The sequence below is a fragment of the Priestia sp. 3CA3 genome (assembly GCF_056836725.1).
Window position 1 is genome coordinate 298,298 of sequence record NZ_JBXENJ010000005.1, and the last position, 16,870, is coordinate 315,167.

The window sequence follows — 16,870 nt, forward strand, 5'->3', positions numbered from 1 at the left end:
CGATGAGTACACTCAGTCAAAAGAAGGGTGTAGGTGGAACAATTTGGGACTTTATGACAACCGTGGATCATAAGAAAATCGCCATTCTTTATTTAATTGCCGGCGGTATCTTTTTTCTAGTCGGAGGAGTGGAAGCGCTATTTATACGTATTCAGCTGGCTATACCAAGCAATGACTTTGTTAGTGCAGGAACGTATAATGAAATTTTAACAATGCATGGAACAACGATGATTTTCTTAGCTGCCATGCCGCTTCTTTTTGCTATGATGAATGCAGTTGTTCCGCTGCAAATCGGAGCTCGAGATGTAGCATTTCCATTTTTAAATTTGTTAGGTTTTTGGTTGTTTGCCTTTGGGGGACTCTTTTTAAATCTAAGCTGGTTTTTAGGAGGAGCACCTGATGCAGGTTGGACATCATATGCTTCGCTGTCTATTGCATCGCCTGGTCACGGAATTGATTTTTATGCGATAGGTTTACAGATTTCCGGAGCCGGGACATTGATTTCAGGTATCAACTTTCTCGTAACAATCATTAACATGAGGGCGCCAGGTATGACTTATATGCGTATGCCGCTGTTTACGTGGACGACGTTTGTTGCATCAGCTCTTATTTTGTTTGCGTTTCCAGCACTGACGGTTGGATTGTTTTTAATGATTTTTGACCGCTTGTTCGGTGGAAACTTTTTTGACGCCACAATGGGTGGAAATACGATTATCTGGGAACATCTTTTCTGGATATTCGGTCATCCGGAAGTATATATTTTAATTCTTCCAGCGTTTGGTGTTTTCTCAGAAATTTTACCTACTTTTTCAAGAAAGAGATTATTCGGATACTCGTCGATGGTTTTTGCTACCGTATTAATCGGATTTTTAGGGTTCATGGTGTGGGCTCACCACATGTTTACAACCGGACTTGGTCCGATTGCAAATGCCATTTTTGCTGTCGCTACGATGGCCATCGCCGTTCCAACTGGAATTAAAATTTTTAACTGGCTGTTTACGCTTTGGGGAGGAAGTATTGAGTTTACGTCTCCAATGCTTTACGCTGTCGCCTTTATTCCGTCATTTGTTATCGGGGGAGTAACAGGAGTTATGGCAGCTGTAGCACCTGCAGATTATCAATTTCAAGATTCTTATTTTATCGTTGCTCACTTCCATTACGTTATCGTAGGCGGTGTCGTATACGCTATATTAGCAGGTGTCACATACTGGTGGCCAAAAATGTTTGGCAAGATGTTAGATGAAAAGTTAAGTAAAGCAACGTTCTGGCTCTTTTTGATTGGTTTCCACTTAACGTTCTTTATTCAGCATTTCTTAGGTCTAATGGGGATGCCTCGCCGCGTATGGACGTTCTTGCCTAATCAAGGTCTCGACCTTGGGAATGCAATCAGTTCATCAGGAGCTGCTTTCATGGCGGTTGCTACGCTCATTTTACTTGTTAACATTATAAAAACCACTGCCAAAGGACAAAAGGTAGGAGGAGATCCTTGGGGAGACGGACGTACATTAGAATGGGCTATTTCATCTCCGCCACCAGAGTATAACTTTAAACAAACGCCGCTTGTACGCGGGTTAGATGCATATTGGATTGAAAAAATGGCAGGAAATAAAGAAATGACGCCAGCCGAACCTCTTGGTGATATTCATATGCCAAACTCATCGTTTATTCCATTTATGATATCGCTTGGGATGTTTATTGCAGGGATTGGCTTTTTGTATCGAAATGATCATGCGTGGGGAGATGTTGTAGGGATTATCGGAATGATCGTCATGTTTTTATCGATGTTCTTCCGTTCATGGATTGATGATCACGGTTTTCATATTCACAAAGAAGACTTAGTTGATGATGACAAGGAGGCGAAGATGTAATGGAGACTGAACAAAAGCTAACCGCTGAAACTTTCCCTGCTTCGCCTGAAAAAGCAACGCTTGAAGGGAAAAATAAATTTACCGGCTTTTGGCTCTTTTTAGGCGGGGAGACGGTTTTGTTTGCTTCACTTTTTGCTACTTATTTAGCTTTGCGCAATTCAACGATGTCAGGACCTAAGCCGGAAGAATTGTTTGATATTAAGCTTGTTTTTGCAGCAACCATGATTTTATTAACAAGTTCACTAACAAGCGTATATGCTATGTATCATATGAAAAATTTTGAGTTTAAAAAGATGCAGCTATGGTTAGGCGTTACGTGGCTTTTAGGTTTAGCGTTTTTAGGGCTAGAAATCTATGAGTTCAGGCATTATGTTCATGAAGGGCATACGTTTACAAGCAGCGCATTTGGTTCTTCTTTCTACGCGCTGGTTGGGACACACGGAGCTCACGTAACGTTCGGACTGCTTTGGATTGGTTCTTTGATGATTCGAAATGCGAAGCGGGGGCTAAACTTATATAACGCTCCTAAATATTATGTCGCAAGTTTATACTGGCACTTTATCGATGTTGTGTGGGTCTTTATTTTCACGGTTGTATATTTAATGGGAATGGTGGGATAAGCTGATGACGACAAATCAATCAAACTCAGATAACCCAAGGCTCAATTTAGAATATCGTAAAAAAAGAAACGCAGAAGATATGAAGATGCAAGTTATCTCTTTTGCAATGATGTTGTTTTTAACACTAATTGCTTTTTTTGCGGTTTATCAAGAGTTTAGCGGATGGTACATTATGCCGGTGATTGTGCTCTTGGCGGTTGTTCAAGTCATCTTTCAACTTTATTATTTCATGCATATGAACCACAAAGGACATACCATACCAGCATTTTTCTTGTATTCAGGCGTATTGGTAGCTCTTTTAACCATTTTAGCTTTTGTAACCATTATTTGGTGGTAAAGAAAAGGGCTGGCATACGCCAGTCCTTTTCATCATCTGTAGAAGGAGGAATATACGTTGATTAACAATTTGCAGATGTTTGGTTTTGAAGCACTTTGGAGTCCTTACTATTTTTTAACCATTTGTCTGGTGACCGTCTTATATTTTTTCATCGTTGGTAGATGGAGAGGGAATTTTATAGGAGCGGCGGCCGTAGACAGAAAAACAAAAGCGTATTTTGTTATCAGCATGGTTCTTTTGTATATATGTAAAGGAGGACCTGTAGATTTACTAGGGCACTTTATGTTTAGTGCTCATATGACGCAAATGGCAATTGTTTACTTGGTGATTCCTCCGCTTTTTATTTTAGGAATTCCACCGTGGTTAGCTCGTTCTGTTATTTATGTAAGAGGGGTTAAACCTGTTTTTAAATTTTTTACAAAGCCCTTAATTGCTTTACTATTATTCAATGGGTTATTTTCTTTGTATCATATTCCGCTACTTTTTGATGTTATTAAAACGGATATGACGCTTCACGGAATCGTGAGTGTTGTATTATTTATCGCTGCATTTTGTATGTGGTGGCCACTCATTAATCAGCTAGAAGAAGAACAAACGCTAAGTTCTTTAAAAAAGCTTGGATACATTTTTGCAGATGGCGTACTTCTTACTCCAGCGTGCGCGCTGATTATTTTTGCAAACCATTCTTTGTATGCGACGTATACAGACTCAAGCGCTTGGGTACAAGCTCTTTCCCTTTGTGTACCGCCTTCTATGATTGCAAGTTTAGGTCAGCTTGCTCCTGAGATGTTTAATACGCTGCCACCCGTGGAAGACCAGCAGCTAGGCGGCGTTATTATGAAGATCATTCAAGAAATTGTGTATGGAACGGTTTTAGGCTTTATTTTTTTTCAGTGGGCTCGAAAAGAACGAGAGAAAGATACGTACATGCCTGATTTTACTGAATCTCAAGATATAAAACCAAAGGAATTTCCGTCTACTCCTCCTTTGAATTAAAAAAAGCGCAGTCTGATTACTGCGCTTTTTCTAATTCTATAGCTGAACGGTTTCAAGCTGTGATTTGATTTGTGTTAATATCTTTTCACACTGTTCTACAAGGGATGGCGGGAAATATTCTCCGTCTCCATATTCTACACCGTGAGGATAATAATGTTTGCCTAATAGAGGTGTCATAAGGTGAATAACAGCATGCCTGCCCCCTACATCGCCTGAAATAGCATGTCCTTGGACTCGCAAATAGAAGGTATCTCGCTGAAACTCGAATTTTCGATCGTACGTCACGCGTTCATAATCCCATTGTCCGGCGCGGACCAGGCCAAATTGATGCATAATCTCATCTAATAAATCTAAATCTACCTTTAATGAATCAAACTTTGCATATTCAAATTTCATATGAACTCCCTCCCAAAACAGATATACCCCAACTAAATCATAAGCCGAATGGATAAAACTTGCAATATCTAATAAGGAAAAATGTAAACGTTATCTATTTTTATTTAAACGTTTTAAATGCGAAAGTTTACTAAAAAGTTGGTCACACTATAAAGCGAACACACTATGTAAAGGAGGATAAAACAATGAAAACTGTACAAGAGGTAATGACAGCTGATACGGAAACATGCACCACGCTCGATAACGTATATGAAGTGGCAGTGAAAATGAAGGAATGGAATGTAGGCGCAATTCCAATTGTCGATAGAGATCAGTTAGTAGGAATGATTACAGATCGAGACTTAGTTATAAAAGGCATTGCAGAAAAGAAGCCAAATTCAAGTAAAGTAACGGATGTTATGAGTGAAGAGCTTATAACTATTACAGCGGAAGCCTCTGTAGAAGAAGCTTCTAAGCTTATGGCTCAACATCAAATCCGTCGTCTTCCTGTTGTGGAAAATCAAAAGCTAGTCGGGATTGTTTCGCTAGGTGATTTATCAACGTTTCGCTATGCAAATGAACGTGCAGGAGAAGCGCTCTCAGACATTTCAGAACATACGCATTAAAAAGCGAAAGCCAACTGTTTGCAGGATATTCGTAAATAGTTGGCTTTTTCTTTTGTTTCCTTCATACCGATAGCTATTTTTTTTTGAATGCATGTATAATAGAGATAAAAATAAGTTAAACAGGTAAAGAAAACAGGTGTAAGGAGAGGAAGAAAAGCTGAAAAAAGTTATTTTTATTCTCGTATTAATAGTGGCATTTGTATACGCGGAGGATTATTTACCTCAGCTAGAAAAATATCTAACGGGTCAAAATATTGAGCAAAACCAAACGGATTCCAAAAGTCAGCCCACCCAAGAAGTGGCTTCTTATGAAAAACAAAGTGAAAATATGATGAGGCTCATTGGAGATCATTCAGAACAGTTAATTGGAATGCTTGGAGAGCCGAATCGTATTGATTCTTCTGCATATGGCTATGACTGGTGGATTTACAAAAAGAATCGTCAAACGTATGCGCAGGTAGGAGTAGAAAATAATCAAGTCGTATCCGTATACGTCATTGGTTCAAAAACAAATACAGATCCTTTTGAGATTGGTGAGAAGCGAGAAGAAGTGGAAAAAAGAGTTTCACTTTCATCCGAACTCACGCTTCAAAAAGACGGAAATGAATACCGATTTCGTCTGAGTGAAGAGGATATGAAAATGCGTCCAATTATTAAATATGGAGATGTATACGTCCAACTATATTTTGATCAGTTCCTTAATACAATCTCAAGTATTCGAATTATGGATATGGACACGCTATTAAAACAGCGTCCGTACGAAATTGTTTATCGCGGCGAGCTTCCAACAGCTCCGTCATTGACAGCAGAGGAGTGGAAAAGTGTCCAAGAAGGAGAAGAGCAGCAAATTATCGATATTACAAATGTAATTCGAGACCGTTTTCAGCTGTCACCTTTAGCTTGGGACGAAGCCACTGCCGGAGTAGCTTATTTACACAGCAAAGAAATGAGTGACTTAAACTATTTCTCTCACGTTTCACCAGCACAAGGTGATTTAGGCAACCGTCTGCAAAAAGGTGATGTAGTATACCGTATCGCGGGCGAAAATATTGCCTCGAATTATCAGGATGGAATCGCTGCGGTTGAAGGGTGGCTTAATAGTGAGGGACATCGTAAGGCTTTACTCAATAAAGAGTTTACGCGTCTTGGTGTAGGTGTATATGAGAAGTATTATACGCAAAACTTTATCACTCCGATGAATGAATAGTAAGATTAAAACTTCCTTTTGAAAATAGGTCTACTCTTGTCCTCTTTCTCATAAGTTTTAGTAGAGGTTAGAGGAGGGACGAGAATGAAAGGAAGAATAGTAGGAATATTGCTCGTACTTTTCTTTGCATATACGACTACTGTACATGCAGCTGAAGGGCAGTGGGAAAAGCTTGATAACTTATCTGATCAAACGCTATCGCTTGTAGAGCAAAAGGAGTATAAAGCAGCCCAACATTTGTTCAGAAATTTTTCGAATGAATTTACCAGTCTCAATACAGCTTCTTTGGGCGTATCGGCCGAAGATATACGTATTTTAACTCTTTGTTATGAACAGGTAGAAAGGTCTCTTTTATCTTCTGATTCCAGTGATGAAGAACGTCTTCAAAAAGCTACTCAATTTCGATTATTAGTCGATGCGCTGCACAGCAAGCATCAGCCTATGTGGACTGAACTCGAAGGCAGTATGCTAGCAACATTTAAAGAGATGCGAAATGAAGCAGTAAAAGGAGAACAGGCGGCTTATGAAGCGCAGCTTAAGCAATTTTTAAAGGAATATGATATGATCTTACCGAGCGCGCAGGTAGACGTGTCGTCTCCCTACGTACAGCGTGTGAGCGCAGACGTTCACTTTTTACAAAGTGAAGGAACGCTAAGTGAGATTAACGATGACCAGTTCAACCAAATGGAACAAAATTTAAAAGATTTTTTTGAACAAGTAAAAGAAAATCGTACGGACCCGTCTTTTATTTGGGTTACAATCACCACCGGAAGTATTATTATTGCTACACTTTTTTATGTAGGAGCGCGAAAGTATTTCGCTGACCAGAAAAGAAAGTCAGCCAGAGGGCGTAATGATTGACGTAAAAGCGCAGAATTGTCTAAAATAAAAGAGTAGTCAAACACATAATGAAAGGTGTGGGTAAATGAGCTTTTTGATTTATTTTCTCATTATTATCCTTGTGCCAATTTGGGCACAGTTTAAGGTGAGAAGTGCTTACAAAAAATATTCACAAGTAAGCAACTCATCAGGAATGACAGGCGCAGAAGTAGCAAGAAAAATTTTGGATGAAAACGGATTGTACAACGTTCACGTAGAGCCTGTAGGCGGATTTTTATCCGATCACTACGATCCTCGCTCAAAAGTCATTCGTTTGTCAGAAGACAACTATTACGGAACGTCTGTCGCAGGCGCTGCCGTTGCGGCTCACGAAGTGGGACACGCGATTCAAGACAAAGAAAACTATTCGTTTTTACGCCTTCGCCACTCGCTTGTGCCGGTGGCAAGCCTTGGATCAAACGCTTCTTGGATTTTAATTATGATTGGAATTATCGCGTCGATTAAGCCGTTGCTATTGTTAGGTATTATCTTCATGGCAGCAGCGGTCGTATTCCAAGTTGTAACACTGCCTGTTGAATTTAACGCTTCAAGCCGAGCGATGACGCAAATCGTCTCAGTCGGAGCGATTCGAAATGACGAAGAGCGCGAGACGCGCAAAGTGCTTAACGCAGCGGCTTTAACATACGTAGCAGCCGCAGCAGTAGCAGTTCTTGAGTTGGTTCGTTTAATCATGATTTATACAGGAATGAATAACGACGACTAATAAAAAAATACCGCTAATGCGGTATTTTTTTATCTTTCAAGCGGTTTTTTATTTTCATCAAGGGTAAATCCTTCACCTAAGACATCATGAACATCCGTAACTGCAACGAAGGCGTGTGGATCTACAGAAGTAATAACTTGCTTTAAACGGAAAATTTCATTTTTACTAACAACGCAGTATAGCACGTTGGTATCTTGCTTAGAAAAAGAACCCTGTCCTTTTAAAATCGTCACGCCTCGATCCATTTCTTTCATAATTTTATCCGATATGGCTTCGTTATGATTCGAAATGATGGTTGCGCCTTTGGCCGCATACGCACCGTCTTGCATAAAGTCAATAACCCGTGCAGCGACAAAGACTGCAACAAGTGTGTACATAGCTTCTCGGTAGGATAAATAAATGAGAGACGCACTAATTACAATAAAGTCAAAAAGAAACATCGTTTTCCCCATATTCCACCCGATATATTTTTGAACAACACGAGCAATGATATCGACTCCTCCTGTTGTTCCTCCAAACCTGAAAATAATGCCAAGACCCACTCCAATAAAAACACCGGCAAAAAGAGCTGCTAGAGTCATATCATGGCGCAGGGGCATATTCACCGGAAAGCGCTGGAATATCCATAAAAATAGCGATAAGCTAACAACTCCGAGCATGGTATAAATAAATGCTGTTCTCCCTAATAGTTTCCACCCTACAAAAAACAAAGGAATATTTAACACTAAGTTAGAATAAGAGGGATCAATGTTAAATAAGAAAAATAAAAGCAGGGTAATGCCTGTGAATCCACCTTCAGCTAAATTGTTTTGCATGTTAAAATTAACAAGTCCAAACGCAAATATAGCAGAACCAAGCAGTATAAAAATAATATTTTTTAATCTGAGACCTTTCATACTTACAAACCTCCTATGACCGTTTTTGCACTACCTTATCATAAAGGAATATATTTCATTTCGTAAATAACTATCGAAAAGATTTTTGAAAATAGTAAAAAGTGATGATGTTTCTTCTAGTGCTATGTATTAGTAGTATCCTCAATTCGTAAAATATAGACAGATTTTTGAGAATTAAGGGAAACGTGAGGAATATTGTGAAAGAGCATCTGACAAAGGCGTGGTAAGAAGAAGTAATTACACTAAATAATTTGAAGTAAAGATGTTATAATAGTAAGCTGAGTGTACTTCTAAAAGAGGTGAAATAAAAAGATGTCAAAAAAAACGATGGAGCAAATGCAGCAAGAAGTTGATGCATATATTAGCCAATTTAAAGAAGGATATTTTAGTCCTCTTGCTATGCTTGCGAGAATGTCGGAAGAAGTGGGCGAATTATCGCGCGAAATTAACCACTATTATGGTGAAAAGCCGAAGAAAACGACTGAAGCAGAACGTACGGTCGAAGAAGAAATGGGCGACATTTTATTTGTATTAATTTGCTTTGCAAATTCATTAAATATTGATTTACAAGAAGCGCATGATCGCGTTATGAATAAATTTAATACGCGTGACAAAGATCGCTGGACGAAAAAAGAAGACTAAGGAGAGAAAAAGAATGGACAAAATTCGAATTGTACTTGCAGGACCAAGAGGTCGTATGGGAAAAGAAGCTGTATTATTAATAGAAGAAACAGAGCATTTTGAATTAGTAGCAGCGGTGGATCGTATCAATGAAGGAAAATACATAAGTGATATTGAAGGAATGCCAAATGTACAAGCGCCGATCTACACGGATATTGAAAAATGTTTTCAAGACGTTAAGGCAGATGTTTTAGTTGATTTGACAACACCTGAAATTGGACGCGTTCATACTAAAACAGCTTTAACATATGGAGTACGACCTGTTGTAGGAACAACTGGCTTTTCAGAAGAAGATTTAAAAGAATTAAAGCAGCTTGCTGAAGAGAAGGAACTTGGCTGTATTATTGCACCTAATTTTGCGATTGGCGCTATTTTAATGATGAAGTTTTCACAAATGGCAGCTAAATACTTTGATGATGTAGAAATCATTGAAATGCATCATGATCAAAAGTTAGATGCACCATCAGGAACAGGCTTAAAAACAGCGGAGCTGATCAGTGAAGTTCGTGAAGCAAAAAAACAGGGCCACCCTGAGGAAAAAGAATTACTAGAGGGCGCACGCGGTGCAGATTATGAAGGAATCCGCCTACATAGCGTACGTTTGCCAGGACTGATTGCTCACCAAGAAGTGATGTTCGGAGGATTTGGACAAACGTTAAAAATTCGTCATGATTCATACAACCGCGCTTCTTTTATGTCAGGTGTGAAGCTAGCTGTTGACACAGTTATGAACGTAGACACACTTGTATATGGGTTAGAAAATATTATTGACTAAGGAGCGAGAAAAATGAAAATCGCCTTAATTGCACATGATAAAAAGAAAAATGATATGGTACAATTCACAACAGCCTATCAAGCGATTTTACAGGAACATTCGCTGTTCGCAACAGGAACAACAGGAACGCGTATTTCAGAAGCAACAGGTTTGCAGGTTCACCGCTTTCAATCAGGACCGCTTGGAGGAGATCAGGAGATAGGAGCTTTAATTGCTCAAAATGAAATGGATATGGTTATTTTTTTCCGCGATCCGTTAACAGCTCAGCCTCATGAACCTGATATTTCAGCTCTGATGCGTCTATGTGACGTCTATGCGGTTCCTCTTGCAACGAATATGGGAACAGCAGAGATTTTAATTCATGGACTTGAACGAGGCGATTTGCATTGGCGTTCAATTATAAAAAAATAGGGTGAAGATAATGAAAGAAACAATAGATATCCTTGCCTTTGGTGCTCATGCCGATGATGTAGAAATCGGCATGGGTGGAACCATTGCAAGAATGAGTGAACAAGGTTTGAAGGTAGTTATTTGCGATTTGACGCAAGCTGAACTTTCTTCAAACGGAACGGTTGAAATTCGAAAACAAGAAGCGTCTAAAGCAGCTGAAGTCTTAGGTGTTCATGAGCGAATTCATCTGCATTTGACAGACAGAGGTTTGTTTTTAAAGCCAGAATATATAGCTGAAATTGCATCAGTCATTCGCACGTATCAACCAAGGATTATATTTGCTCCTTATTTTGAAGATCGTCATCCTGATCATGGAAATTGTGCAAAGCTTGTAGAAGAGGCCATGTTTTCCGCTGGCGTTAAAAATTATATAGATGATAAGAAGCAAAAAGCTCATCGTGCGGAGTCTCTATATTTCTATATGATAAATGGATTTCATAAGCCAGATTTTATCGTAGATGTATCAAGCACGTTTCAAAAGAAAGTAGCTAGTCTAGAGGCTTATGAAAGTCAATTTATAAAAACAGCAGATACGTTTGATACGCCGCTCGTAAACGGATATATTGAAACGGTAGAGAGCAGAGAGCGGTTATTTGGCAAAGAAGTCGGGATAGCTTACGGTGAAGGTTTTTTATCTAAAAAACCGATTTTGATGTACGACGATTTAGTAGGTGGAAAATAAATGAAGTTAAAAATTGGTATTACATGTTATGCTTCCGTTGGAGGTTCAGGAGTGGTAGCAACGGAGCTAGGGAAGCTGCTGGCTGAAAAGGGGCACGAAATTCATTTTATTTCCTCTAGCATGCCTTTTAGATTGACGAAAGTATATCCAAATATTTATTTTCACGAAGTAGATGTAAATCAATACTCCGTCTTTAAATACCCTCCGTATGATCTCGCTTTATCCAGTAAAATGGCTGAAGTGGCTAAAAGAGAAAAGCTTGATATTATTCATACGCACTATGCAATCCCCCATGCAGTTTGCGGGATTTTAGCTAAACAAATGGTAGAGCACGAAGTGAAAATTGTGACGACTCTTCATGGAACAGATATTACGGTTCTAGGAGAGGATCCATCGTTAAAAGACTTAATTAAATTTGGAATTGAGAAATCAGATGCAGTGACGGCTGTATCTCAGTCACTTGTTGATCAAACTCACCATTTAATTAGTCCAGATAAAGAAATTGAAACGATGTATAATTTTATTGATGAACGAGTTTATCATAAAAAAGAAGTTCAGTATTTAAAAGCGGAGTATGGCATATTAGAAAATGAAAAAGTCGTTATTCATATTTCAAACTTTCGTCAAGTCAAACGAGTTACAGATATAGTCAAAACATTTGCTATTATTAATGAAAAGCTTCAGTCTAAGCTGCTGCTTGTAGGAGACGGCCCTGAAATGACGGTTGTGTCTCAATTGGTAAAAGAGCTAAATCTTCAAGATTCTGTGTTATTTCTTGGGAAACAAGAAAATGTAGCAGAATTATATTCGATTAGCGATTTAAAACTGTTATTATCTGAAAAAGAAAGCTTTGGGCTTGTACTTTTAGAAGCTATGGCTTGTGGTGTTCCATGCATCGGAACAAATATAGGCGGAATTCCCGAAGTAATTGAACACGAAAAAACAGGATATATTTGCGAAGTTGGAGACGTCGAAGAGGCAGCGAGCAAAGCAATTCAGCTACTTGAAAATGAACAGCTGCATCACCAAATGAGGGAAGCGTCTCTAAGCGCAGTTAATCATAAATTTCATTCAACAGAGATTGTGAGTCAATATGAAAAACTTTATTATAAATTGGTACAGGGTTGAAGAATGGAGGACGTTATGAAAGAACCGTTCATTCATCCGCTTTATATTATTGAAAAACTGGAGACAGCCGGTTACGAAGCGTATTTTGTTGGAGGAGCGGTCCGGGATCTCATTTTAAATCGGACGATTGGAGATATTGATATCGCTACGTCAGCTAGGCCGGAACAAGTGATGGAACTCTTTCCTAAGACGATTCATGTAGGAATCGAGCATGGTACGGTTGTCGTTGTCCATGAGAACGAGACCTATGAGGTGACCACTTTTCGCTCTGAGGGAGAATATGATGATTTTCGTCGTCCCTCGTCCGTTACGTTTATTTCGTCTTTGATAGAAGATTTGCAGCGTCGCGATTTTACAATTAATGCAATGGCTATGAATGCAAAAGGAGAAATTATTGATCCATTTAATGGAAGGGAAGATTTACGAAACCAGTTAATTCGTACTGTCGGAAATGCTAAAGAACGCTTTCATGAAGATGCTCTTCGTATGATGAGAGCCGTTCGCTTTGTCAGTCAGCTGGCGTTTTCGCTGTCTGATCAAACTAAAAGAGCCATTCAGCAATACGGTGAACTACTGAGGCATGTTTCTATTGAACGCATTACAGTTGAATTCGAAAAAATGCTGAGCGGAAAGCGGCCGTCTTTAGCATTAGCACTTGTAGCAGATACGGAGCTGTATCGCTACTTGCCCGAATTGAATGTAGATCCGCAAAAATTCCGATCTGTTTGTGCACACGATTGGATGATGCTTCAGCGAGTATCGGAGTCGTGGACACTTCTTGTACATCTGCTCGACATTCAAGACAAGCAGGCATTTTTTAAAAGCTGGAAATTACCCAATAAGCAAATTAAAGATATTCAGCTTCAGTCTATTGGTCTTCGGGACGTTTTGGAAAATGGATGGTCAAAACGCATCATGTATACAATTGGAGAGCAGGCCAGCGTGAGCGTGAATCGTATTTTACAACTTCTTCGAAGCAATGAGTATATGAATGAACATGAGCTTCTTTACATCTATAGCGAGCTGCCTATTCATTCTTTAAAAGATTTAGATATAAATGGTCAAGATCTTTTAGTATGGACAGGTAAAAAGGGTGGTCCATGGGTGTCTCAACTATTAAAAGAAATTGAGGAGAAAGTTCTATACAATGAGTTAATGAACACGAAATCTTCAATAAGAAAGTGGGTGCAGTCTTGCAGTCAGATATAAGAAGAACGCTGCTTGAAATGTTTACGAACGCAGATGGGGACTATGTGTCCGGCCAAAAGATCAGCGATTTATTAGGCTGTTCAAGAACAGCTGTATGGAAGCATATCGAAGAGCTGCGAAAAGACGGCTATGAACTTGAAGCTGTTCGTAAAAAAGGCTATCGCATTGTTGGGAAGCCGAACAAAGTAAGCAGCAACGAGCTTTTATTAGGGCTTCAAACAACAAAAATCGGCCAGTATATTCACTATGAGGAAAGCGTGCATTCTACTCAAAAAATTGCTCATCGAATTGCTCAAGAAGGAGCAAAAGAAGGAACGGTCGTAGTTGCTGAAGAGCAAACGGCAGGAAGAGGAAGACTTGATAGAGCGTGGTACTCCCCAAAATATACTGGTGCCTGGATGAGTATTATACTGCGTCCTTCTATCCCTCCGCAGCAGGCTCCTCAGCTGACTTTACTATCAGCAGTGGCTGTTGTACAGGCCATTCAAGAAGTGACGAACCTTTCTCCAGACATTAAATGGCCGAATGATGTTTTATTAAATGGGAAGAAGCTAGTTGGGATTTTAACGGAAATGCAGGCTGATTTTGACCGGATTCATTCGGTCATCATTGGAATCGGCATTAATGTGAATCAGCAGGAAACGGATTTTAATGAACAAATCAAACACATTGCCACATCTTTACGTATTGAAAAAGGTGAAGAAATTAATCGTGCCGCTTTGATGCAAGCGTTTTTCTTAAAGTTAGAAACCCTTTATGAAGAATACTTAAAAAATGGCTTTGGTTTAATTAAAGTTCTTTGGGAAACGTATGCAATCAGCATTGGAAAGCGAATTATAGCACGGACGATGACAGCCAACATTGAAGGCTTTGCAAAAGGTATAACAGATGAAGGCGTTTTATTGATTGAAGACGATGAAGGTGTTATACACCGAATTCATTCTGCAGATATTGAGCTCTCTGCTAAAAAATAGTAGAAAAATAAAGAAATTTTTATTATAATACGAGTATCAAGGTAGTATCGAAAGAACTTCACTTGATACTCGTTTGTTTATTTTTAATACGACAATAAATCTGCCTTGATCCATTAAGGACTAGGACAGAGGGATGACGCGTAGGTAAGCACATTAGGTAAAGTGTGCTTTTTATAGATGAAGTCTGTCAAAGTCCTTCTTCCTTTTATAGGTAGAAGGGCTTTTTTGTGTGCAGACGTGCGCTCATCTCCTCTGAGAAGGAGGAGAAAGTTAGTGAAAACAAAATTAGATTTTTTACGTATGAAACAAAACAATGAACCAATTGTGATGCTGACTGCGTACGATTATCCGTCAGCTAAGTACGCTGAAGAAGCAGGCGTAGACATGATTTTAGTAGGCGACTCTCTAGGAATGGTCGTTTTAGGATATGACTCTACGATTCCTGTAACGGTAGATGATATGATTCATCATACAAAAGCGGTTAAAAGAGGGGCTAGTGATACATTTATCGTCACCGACATGCCGTTTATGTCCTATCACGTGTCGAAAGAAGACACGATGAAAAATGCTGCTCGCATTATGCAGGAAAGCGGAGCTCATGCTTTAAAAGTAGAAGGTGCAAACGATGTTCTCTATACAATTTCAGAATTGACGCAAGCTGGTATTCCGGCTGTTGCACATCTCGGGTTAACACCTCAGTCTGTCGGTGTTCTGGGCGGTTATAAAGTGCAAGGGAAAGAAGCGAAAGAAGCCAAACAGCTAATCCAAGACGCAATCAAGTGTGAGCAGGCGGGAGCTATTGCTGTTGTATTAGAGTGTGTTCCTAAACAAGTAGCAAAACAAGTAGCTGAACGCTTAAGCATTCCAACAATCGGAATCGGAGCAGGAGCTGACACGGATGGTCAAGTACTTGTATACCACGATGTATTAACGTACGGCGTAGAGCGTGTGCCCAAATTTGTTCAGTCATTTGCGAAAATAAATGAGCCTATTTTACAAGGGCTTTCTCAGTATGTAAGTGAAGTGAAAAAAAGAGAGTTTCCGAAAGAAGCACATACTTTTTCAATGAAAGAAGAGCAGTTAACGGCACTGTACGGAGGGAAATAAGATGAAAGTCATTACAACAATTAAAGACATGCAGCAGGAGATGAAAAAAGAAAAGCAGCTTGGACGTTCAATTGGATTTGTCCCGACGATGGGCTATTTGCATGAAGGCCATGCTACTCTGCTTGGAGCAGCTCGCACAGAAAATGAAGTAGTGGCGCTAAGTATTTTTGTGAACCCGACTCAATTTGGACCAAATGAAGATTTTGATACGTATCCAAGAGATTTTGAGCGCGATGAGCGTGTGGCAAAAGAAGCTAACGTCGACTATTTATTTTATCCTTCAGTAGAGGAAATGTATAAGTCAAGCCGTTCAGTTGCTATAACCGTGAGAGATCGTGTAGAAGTATTGTGTGGACAGAAGCGCCCTGGTCATTTTGACGGAGTAGCCACGGTACTAACAAAGCTTTTTCACATTGTAACCCCAGATCGTGCATACTTTGGTAAAAAAGATGCGCAGCAAGTTGCTGTAGTAGATGGTTTAATTGAAGATTTTAATTTCCCGGTGGAGCTTAGAGCAGTAGATACGGTGAGAGAAGCAGATGGATTAGCTAAAAGTTCTCGTAACGTATATTTAACAGATAAAGAAAGAGAAGAGGCACCTGTTTTATTTAAGAGTTTACAAAGCGCTCTGCAGCTTCTTGAAGGCGGAGAGAAGCAAGTAGAAATCATTAAAGGGACCATTCGAAAAGAAATTGAGCAACATACGAGCGGTAAAGTGGATTATATCGAGGTTTATACGTATCCAGAGCTAAAACCAATTAAGAAAGCCGCTGGAAAAATCATTATCGCTTTAGCTGTTCAATTCTCTAAAGCTCGTTTAATTGATAATGTAATTGTAGACGTACAGGGGGATAACTAAATGTTTCGCACGATGATGAACGCTAAAATACACAGAGCTCATGTCACTGAAGCCAACTTAAATTATGTTGGCAGCATCACCATTGATGAAGATATTATCGACGCAGTAGGAATCGCAGCAAACGAAAAAGTCCAAATTGTAAACAATAATAACGGAGCTCGCTTGGAAACGTACGTGATTCCCGGCGAACGAGGGAGCGGCGTAGTTTGTTTAAATGGAGCTGCTGCAAGACTCGTGCAGCCTGGAGATATCGTCATCATTATCTCTTATGCGCTCGTAGCAAATGAAGAAGTAGCTCACCATCATCCAACCGTAGCGATTATGAATGAGCAGAATAAAATCCAACAATTGCTTAAACAAGAACCAGCTGGTACAATTCTATAAGAACAGTCCCCCTTTATGAGGGGGATTTTTATTTGAATACATACGCTAGTAAGTGAACGGTATAAACCTCTATACACACTAAAGTAAAACTTC

20 protein-coding genes are annotated in these 16,870 nt (G+C 39.4%); 18 read left to right on the plus strand and 2 right to left on the minus strand.

Annotated elements, in window-relative coordinates:
* The first annotated feature begins 2 nt into the window (after window positions 1-2).
* From ctaD to ctaG, 4 genes are read left to right on the plus strand one after another with little or no spacing between them, the layout of a single operon-like run.
* Complete coding sequence (gene ctaD / locus AC1VNJ_RS15660; protein WP_033578414.1) at window positions 3-1,868, plus strand: cytochrome c oxidase subunit I; 1,866 nt, start codon at window positions 3-5, stop codon at window positions 1,866-1,868.
* Entirely contained in the window at window positions 1,868-2,488 is a 621-nt protein-coding gene (ctaE, locus tag AC1VNJ_RS15665; protein WP_013056081.1) for a cytochrome c oxidase subunit III, read from the plus strand. Before ctaD ends, ctaE begins: the two co-directional genes overlap by 1 nt.
* Before the next feature lie 4 nt (window positions 2,489-2,492).
* Window positions 2,493-2,825, plus strand: a complete 333-nt coding sequence (gene ctaF, locus AC1VNJ_RS15670) for a cytochrome c oxidase subunit IVB (RefSeq protein WP_014460982.1) — start codon at window positions 2,493-2,495, stop codon at window positions 2,823-2,825.
* 57 nt (window positions 2,826-2,882) lie between these two features.
* Complete coding sequence (gene ctaG, locus AC1VNJ_RS15675) at window positions 2,883-3,821, plus strand: cytochrome c oxidase assembly factor CtaG (RefSeq protein ID WP_047751379.1); 939 nt, start codon at window positions 2,883-2,885, stop codon at window positions 3,819-3,821.
* Window positions 3,822-3,857: 36 nt separating this feature from the next.
* Here the strand turns inward: ctaG and AC1VNJ_RS15680 are convergent, their stop codons facing one another.
* Complete coding sequence (locus AC1VNJ_RS15680) at window positions 3,858-4,217, minus strand: YugN family protein (RefSeq protein ID WP_013056084.1); 360 nt, start codon at window positions 4,215-4,217, stop codon at window positions 3,858-3,860.
* A gap of 185 nt (window positions 4,218-4,402) precedes the next feature.
* Between AC1VNJ_RS15680 and AC1VNJ_RS15685 the strand changes: the two genes are divergently transcribed.
* The 4 genes from AC1VNJ_RS15685 to AC1VNJ_RS15700 all read left to right on the plus strand — a co-directional run bounded on the left by AC1VNJ_RS15685 (window position 4,403) and on the right by AC1VNJ_RS15700 (window position 7,632).
* Window positions 4,403-4,822: a CBS domain-containing protein gene (locus tag AC1VNJ_RS15685; RefSeq protein ID WP_028414093.1), complete on the plus strand. Its 420-nt coding sequence runs from the start codon at window positions 4,403-4,405 to the stop codon at window positions 4,820-4,822.
* A gap of 190 nt (window positions 4,823-5,012) precedes the next feature.
* The gene (locus AC1VNJ_RS15690) at window positions 5,013-6,029 is read left to right on the plus strand and encodes a CAP domain-containing protein (protein WP_228307619.1); all 1,017 of its coding nucleotides are present in this window, start codon (window positions 5,013-5,015) and stop codon (window positions 6,027-6,029) included.
* An 84-nt stretch (window positions 6,030-6,113) separates the two neighbouring features.
* Window positions 6,114-6,890, plus strand: a complete 777-nt coding sequence (locus tag AC1VNJ_RS15695) for a sporulation protein YpjB (protein ID WP_034266841.1) — start codon at window positions 6,114-6,116, stop codon at window positions 6,888-6,890.
* A 64-nt stretch (window positions 6,891-6,954) separates the two neighbouring features.
* Window positions 6,955-7,632, plus strand: a complete 678-nt coding sequence (locus tag AC1VNJ_RS15700) for a zinc metallopeptidase (RefSeq protein WP_013056088.1) — start codon at window positions 6,955-6,957, stop codon at window positions 7,630-7,632.
* 29 nt (window positions 7,633-7,661) lie between these two features.
* On the opposite strand, the gene AC1VNJ_RS15705 is transcribed toward AC1VNJ_RS15700, so the two are convergent.
* Window positions 7,662-8,528, minus strand: a complete 867-nt coding sequence (locus tag AC1VNJ_RS15705) for a YitT family protein (protein WP_028414090.1) — start codon at window positions 8,526-8,528, stop codon at window positions 7,662-7,664.
* Window positions 8,529-8,840: 312 nt separating this feature from the next.
* On the opposite strand from AC1VNJ_RS15705, the gene AC1VNJ_RS15710 reads away from it, so the two are divergent.
* From AC1VNJ_RS15710 to panD, 10 genes are all read left to right on the plus strand, one after another.
* Complete coding sequence (locus AC1VNJ_RS15710; RefSeq protein WP_013056090.1) at window positions 8,841-9,170, plus strand: nucleotide pyrophosphohydrolase; 330 nt, start codon at window positions 8,841-8,843, stop codon at window positions 9,168-9,170.
* Window positions 9,171-9,183: 13 nt separating this feature from the next.
* A complete protein-coding gene (dapB, locus tag AC1VNJ_RS15715) occupies window positions 9,184-9,984 on the plus strand; it encodes a 4-hydroxy-tetrahydrodipicolinate reductase (protein ID WP_013056091.1) in 801 nt (266 codons plus the stop codon).
* 12 nt (window positions 9,985-9,996) lie between these two features.
* The gene (gene mgsA / locus AC1VNJ_RS15720; RefSeq protein WP_033578417.1) at window positions 9,997-10,395 is read left to right on the plus strand and encodes a methylglyoxal synthase; all 399 of its coding nucleotides are present in this window, start codon (window positions 9,997-9,999) and stop codon (window positions 10,393-10,395) included.
* A gap of 10 nt (window positions 10,396-10,405) precedes the next feature.
* Window positions 10,406-11,116 carry a bacillithiol biosynthesis deacetylase BshB1 gene (gene bshB1, locus AC1VNJ_RS15725; RefSeq protein WP_482641031.1) on the plus strand — a complete coding sequence of 237 codons (711 nt, stop codon included), beginning with the start codon at window positions 10,406-10,408 and terminating at the stop codon, window positions 11,114-11,116.
* The gene (gene bshA, locus AC1VNJ_RS15730; RefSeq protein ID WP_028414087.1) at window positions 11,117-12,244 is read left to right on the plus strand and encodes an N-acetyl-alpha-D-glucosaminyl L-malate synthase BshA; all 1,128 of its coding nucleotides are present in this window, start codon (window positions 11,117-11,119) and stop codon (window positions 12,242-12,244) included.
* 15 nt (window positions 12,245-12,259) lie between these two features.
* Window positions 12,260-13,453, plus strand: coding sequence for a CCA tRNA nucleotidyltransferase (locus AC1VNJ_RS15735; RefSeq protein WP_482641032.1), 1,194 nt, complete (start codon window positions 12,260-12,262; stop codon window positions 13,451-13,453).
* Window positions 13,438-14,427, plus strand: coding sequence for a bifunctional biotin--[acetyl-CoA-carboxylase] synthetase/biotin operon repressor (locus tag AC1VNJ_RS15740; RefSeq protein WP_013056096.1), 990 nt, complete (start codon window positions 13,438-13,440; stop codon window positions 14,425-14,427). Before AC1VNJ_RS15735 ends, AC1VNJ_RS15740 begins: the two co-directional genes overlap by 16 nt.
* A 273-nt stretch (window positions 14,428-14,700) precedes the next feature.
* On the plus strand, window positions 14,701-15,534 hold the full coding sequence (gene panB, locus AC1VNJ_RS15745; RefSeq protein ID WP_033578419.1) for a 3-methyl-2-oxobutanoate hydroxymethyltransferase: 834 nt from the start codon (window positions 14,701-14,703) through the stop codon (window positions 15,532-15,534).
* A gap of 1 nt (window position 15,535) precedes the next feature.
* Window positions 15,536-16,393 carry a pantoate--beta-alanine ligase gene (gene panC / locus AC1VNJ_RS15750; RefSeq protein ID WP_482641033.1) on the plus strand — a complete coding sequence of 286 codons (858 nt, stop codon included), beginning with the start codon at window positions 15,536-15,538 and terminating at the stop codon, window positions 16,391-16,393.
* Entirely contained in the window at window positions 16,394-16,777 is a 384-nt protein-coding gene (panD, locus tag AC1VNJ_RS15755) for an aspartate 1-decarboxylase (protein ID WP_028407965.1), read from the plus strand.
* Window positions 16,778-16,870: the final 93 nt, after the last annotated feature.

Excerpts from the sequence above, each read along its gene's own strand:
- ctaD (WP_033578414.1), top strand. The coding sequence starts at position 3 with ATGAGTACACTCAGTCAAAAGAAGGGTGTAGGTGGAACAATTTGGGAC.
- ctaE (WP_013056081.1), top strand. The coding sequence starts at position 1,868 with ATGGAGACTGAACAAAAGCTAACCGCTGAAACTTTCCCTGCTTCGCCT.
- ctaF (WP_014460982.1), top strand. The coding sequence starts at position 2,493 with ATGACGACAAATCAATCAAACTCAGATAACCCAAGGCTCAATTTAGAA.
- AC1VNJ_RS15680 (WP_013056084.1), bottom strand. The coding sequence starts at position 4,217 with ATGAAATTTGAATATGCAAAGTTTGATTCATTAAAGGTAGATTTAGAT.
- AC1VNJ_RS15685 (WP_028414093.1), top strand. The coding sequence starts at position 4,403 with ATGAAAACTGTACAAGAGGTAATGACAGCTGATACGGAAACATGCACC.
- AC1VNJ_RS15695 (WP_034266841.1), top strand. The coding sequence starts at position 6,114 with ATGAAAGGAAGAATAGTAGGAATATTGCTCGTACTTTTCTTTGCATAT.
- AC1VNJ_RS15700 (WP_013056088.1), top strand. The coding sequence starts at position 6,955 with ATGAGCTTTTTGATTTATTTTCTCATTATTATCCTTGTGCCAATTTGG.
- AC1VNJ_RS15705 (WP_028414090.1), bottom strand. The coding sequence starts at position 8,528 with ATGAAAGGTCTCAGATTAAAAAATATTATTTTTATACTGCTTGGTTCT.
- AC1VNJ_RS15710 (WP_013056090.1), top strand. The coding sequence starts at position 8,841 with ATGTCAAAAAAAACGATGGAGCAAATGCAGCAAGAAGTTGATGCATAT.
- dapB (WP_013056091.1), top strand. The coding sequence starts at position 9,184 with ATGGACAAAATTCGAATTGTACTTGCAGGACCAAGAGGTCGTATGGGA.
- mgsA (WP_033578417.1), top strand. The coding sequence starts at position 9,997 with ATGAAAATCGCCTTAATTGCACATGATAAAAAGAAAAATGATATGGTA.
- bshB1 (WP_482641031.1), top strand. The coding sequence starts at position 10,406 with ATGAAAGAAACAATAGATATCCTTGCCTTTGGTGCTCATGCCGATGAT.
- bshA (WP_028414087.1), top strand. The coding sequence starts at position 11,117 with ATGAAGTTAAAAATTGGTATTACATGTTATGCTTCCGTTGGAGGTTCA.
- AC1VNJ_RS15735 (WP_482641032.1), top strand. The coding sequence starts at position 12,260 with ATGAAAGAACCGTTCATTCATCCGCTTTATATTATTGAAAAACTGGAG.
- panC (WP_482641033.1), top strand. The coding sequence starts at position 15,536 with ATGAAAGTCATTACAACAATTAAAGACATGCAGCAGGAGATGAAAAAA.
- panD (WP_028407965.1), top strand. The coding sequence starts at position 16,394 with ATGTTTCGCACGATGATGAACGCTAAAATACACAGAGCTCATGTCACT.